This is a genomic window from Pseudomonas sp. P5_A2_2 (genome assembly GCF_054177685.1).
Window position 1 is genome coordinate 1 of record NZ_JBGCUL010000434.1, and the last position, 3,737, is coordinate 3,737.

The window sequence follows — 3,737 nt, forward strand, 5'->3', positions numbered from 1 at the left end:
GGCCTGCCTGTTAGCCGCCGACACCGAAATGGCCAGTCCCGGGCTGCGGGAAGCGGCGCTTGAATTGGGCGTGCCGCTGCGTTTTGCCAGCGTCGAGGGTGATCTCGGTGAGCGCCTGCGCTTGGCTATCGGCGAGCCCGTCACCCTCCATGGCGACGATACGCTGGCTATTGCGGTGACCGGTCAGCCGCTGGATCCGTTGCAGATTGGCCGGCCTCGCGGACGCCTGGCTGTGATCGGTCTGGGGCCAGGTGCCGCGGAACTGATGGTACCGGCAGTGAAGGCTGAACTGGCCCGTGCCAACGATGTATTGGGCTACGAAACTTACGTGCGCATGGCCGGGCCGTTTCGCGCCGATCAGGTGCTGCATTGCACTGACAACCGCGAAGAGATGCAACGCGCCCGTCACGCCTTTGAACTGGCGGCCCAGGGGCGTTCGGTGGTGGTGGTTTCTTCAGGGGATCCGGGGGTTTTCGCCATGGCTGCGGCTGTGCTGGAGGCGCTGCACGAATCCACCGACGTCCATTGGCACAATGTCGAACTCGAGATTTTGCCGGGGGTTTCCGCCTCGCTGGCGACAGCCGCCCAGGCCGGTGCACCGCTGGGGCATGATTTCTGTGTGCTGTCGCTGTCGGATAACCTCAAGCCCTGGGCAATCATCGAAAAACGCCTGGACCTGGCCGCTCAAGCCGATCTGGCCCTGGCCTTCTACAACCCGATCTCACGTTCACGGCCGTGGCAATTGGGCCAGGCGCTGGACATCGTCGCTCGGCACCGCGTGCCTGAGACTCCTGTGGTGTTGGGCCGGGACATCGGGCGTCCGGGGCAAGCGCTGCGCGTCACTACTCTTGGCCAATTGACTCCCGACCAGGTCGATATGCGCACGATGGTCTTGATCGGCTCATCCCTGACCTGTGTTTTTCCGCGGGTCGGCGGCGGTGATTGGGTTTACACGCCACGCTGGTACCCAAGCAAGCCAGTCACCTGAGTGAAAGCGGCTTTGCTCAAAGGTCGCTGATGTTCAAGGCAACAACTAACGATAGGGCCTGCGATTGACGAAAGTTGTCGCGGGCCTTTTTATTTTCTAATAGTTCCTGAAATAAGTTCTGAGTGTTTTTACTTTGACCGATTCAACTCCGCGCTTTAGTTTTCAGCTGGTCGCATGAGGCGGCTTATTGATTAAATGGAGATTTAAATGGTCGATATAAATGATTACTCAGTGGCTCAAGTCGCATTTGATGATGCCATGCAGGATAAGTATTTCGAAGGCATTGCGGCAGAACTGAAAAACGTCGCGCCACGGGCGCGGACCAAGCGTTCCACCTCGATCCTGGGCGCAGCACCGAGTGATTCGTCGGCGCAAGGTGTGGGGGATTCGGTAGTAGGGCCCTCGCTGGTGGTGTTCGACCAGGCACTTTCTGAGGACGACAGGCAGGATGCGCTGGACTGCCAGCAGTTTGCCGAAGCGCAGGTCCGGAGCCTGCCCAAGGAAGCCAGCAACGAAGAACGCTACCTGAAGTACAATGAGGCATTGTTGGCGGTGGGCTGGGTGACGGGAGGCTTCACCTACAAGAAATACGTCAGCAAACAGCTCACCATCACGATGAATGAAGCGATTTTGCAAGTGCTTGAGACCGTTATCTCCGGTGGAGCAAGCAGCGTCCTGAACCTGGTGGCGTCGGGTTTCAGCAAATTGAGGGGCGATAAGGACGCGTTGAAAATTGTCGATGTCGGCAGCAGGAAAAACGATGTCGTCAGCTTCAAGGCTGTTCCTTGCATTGCGACGCCAGGCGGCGGCATGTCCATGTTGTTGGGCGGTCTTGACTTGGTGGACAAGGAATACAACGGCGACTTTTTATTCGTGACTTACAAGACTCAGGGGTTGCAAATTTTCCAGGGGGCCGGTGTGCGCAAGTTTAATCGACGTGCATTCGAGCGAAAGAAAAACATGGTGTATGCCTATAACGACCAATTTGCCGATGGCCTTTTCAAACAATTGACAGATCAATAAGGCGGGCGGGCTTTGATCGATGTAATCGATTAAAGCACTGGCTGTATGGGGTAAATATGCTTGAGTCTGTTAATGCTGTCGTAGTGGGTGGTTGTCTGCTGTCCTTTACCCCGCGGGTAAATTTGCAAGACCAGGAGGATATACAGGACTGCCTGTTGTACGCGGAACTGGCGGCCAACGAGAAATACCCGGGCCGAGTGTCGAGGAAGGCCTGGTTCGATTATTTTCAAGGGCGATTGCTCAAGGCGGGATACAGGCTCAAGGCCATCATTCCGGCTGATCCGATCCGGGTCACCAGTGTCCATCAATTGCTCAGCGTCAGTTACAGCGTGATGGGCCGCTTGGGCGTGGAGCGCTTGGGCCAGCTCCTCGAGAGCACCTATAAGGCTTTGCGGCTGGATGAGTTTGCCTGGGATTTCTTTCGCGGCAATGTTGCCAATGGCGGCTCGGGTATCCTCAAGTGCGCGCCTTGTGAGCGGCTCGCCTCGGGTGAAGTGGTCGTCTGCCTGCTTGGCTTGCGCTACAGCGCGGCCGTGATTGAAAGCGACTTTTTCCTGTGGAGCGAGTTCGATCGAGAGCTGGCGATCATTCCCGGTGGCGGGGTGTTTGTGTTCGACCGACGGGTCTTTGAAAACTACCGTAGACGGGTCCACGAGAAAATCGAAGCTTATTCAAACAAGGTGTTCGTGCGCAAACTCCAGCCCTGACTCAAAGGCTTCGCACGCAATCAAAGACAAGGCCCTGTGATTAATGCACAGGGCTTTGTTTTCAGGTTTTGGACAAGCTGTCGCTTCAAGGCACCAGGTAGCCCTTGACCCCGGTGAAGATGATCTGTGCCGCCAGTGCACACACGAACAACCCCATCAACCGGCTGACAATCTGCAAGCCCTGATCGCCGAGTATGCGTTCGATGCGGCTGGACAGATAAAGCACTACCCCCACGGTGAAGCTGGCCAAGGCAATACTGACAATCGCGGTGAGCTTGTCGTCCCAGTGCGGCTGGCTCACACCCATCACCAGCAAGGCACCGATGGTGCCGGGGCCGACGGTCAGCGGAATGGTCAGCGGGACAATGGTCACATCCTGCTGCACGTTGTCGGTCTGTACCGCCGATTTGCCTTGCGCCATGCCCAGCGCCGAGATGAACAGGACGCTGCCTGCGCCGATGCGGAATGCGTCCACGGTAATGCCAAACACACTGAAAATCACTCGGCCGAACAAGTACAGCAGAACACTGGAGACCAGGGTAGCGACCGCTACTTTCCAGGCCAGCCGACGCTGTTCCTTGCGCGAATAACCACGGGTCAGGCTGATGAAGCAGGACAACACGAAGAATGGGCTGTAGAGCACCAGCATCTTCAGGTAAACGCTGAACAACACATGGAGCATGGTGCCGGGCTCACTGGCGAGGGAAGTCGAGGGGGAGTCTATCAGGGGTTGCGCCGTCTGTCGGCTCAGGACGGTTGGGTCGTTGCGCGATTGTGCTGGTCACGCTGGGCGACCCAGTGTTCGATCAGCTCGCGCAACTGTGACAGTTCGACCGGTTTGGCCATGTGTCCGTCCATGCCGGCCTGTCGCGCACGCTCTTTGTGTTCGGCAAGGATATGGGCGGTCAACGCCACCACAGGGGTACGGACCCGCTGGTTGCCGACTTCCCAGGCACGCAACTGCTGGGTGGCCGAGAAGCCGTCGAGGATTGGCATTTCGCAGTCCATCAGCACCAGGT

General features: G+C 57.7%; 5 protein-coding genes. 3 read left to right on the forward strand and 2 right to left on the reverse strand.

The window, feature by feature from the left end:
• The 3 genes from cobJ to ACXRVY_RS19885 form a co-directional block, all read left to right on the forward strand.
• Positions 1-988 (forward strand): precorrin-3B C(17)-methyltransferase (cobJ, locus tag ACXRVY_RS19875; protein ID WP_458238051.1); only part of this gene is annotated, 988 nt, incomplete at its 5' end.
• Between the two features lie 207 nt (positions 989-1,195).
• Positions 1,196-2,011, forward strand: coding sequence for a hypothetical protein (locus tag ACXRVY_RS19880; RefSeq protein WP_223462761.1), 816 nt, complete (start codon positions 1,196-1,198; stop codon positions 2,009-2,011).
• A 155-nt stretch (positions 2,012-2,166) separates the two neighbouring features.
• Positions 2,167-2,718 carry a hypothetical protein gene (locus ACXRVY_RS19885; RefSeq protein WP_458238052.1) on the forward strand — a complete coding sequence of 184 codons (552 nt, stop codon included), beginning with the start codon at positions 2,167-2,169 and terminating at the stop codon, positions 2,716-2,718.
• 85 nt (positions 2,719-2,803) lie between these two features.
• Here the strand turns inward: ACXRVY_RS19885 and ACXRVY_RS19890 are convergent, their stop codons facing one another.
• Together ACXRVY_RS19890 and ACXRVY_RS19895 are read right to left on the reverse strand one after the other, a co-directional pair.
• Positions 2,804-3,400 carry a MarC family protein gene (locus ACXRVY_RS19890; protein WP_111284385.1) on the reverse strand — a complete coding sequence of 199 codons (597 nt, stop codon included), beginning with the start codon at positions 3,398-3,400 and terminating at the stop codon, positions 2,804-2,806.
• Between the two features lie 65 nt (positions 3,401-3,465).
• A partial coding sequence (locus tag ACXRVY_RS19895) for a response regulator (RefSeq protein ID WP_458238053.1) occupies positions 3,466-3,737 on the reverse strand: 272 nt, incomplete at its 5' end.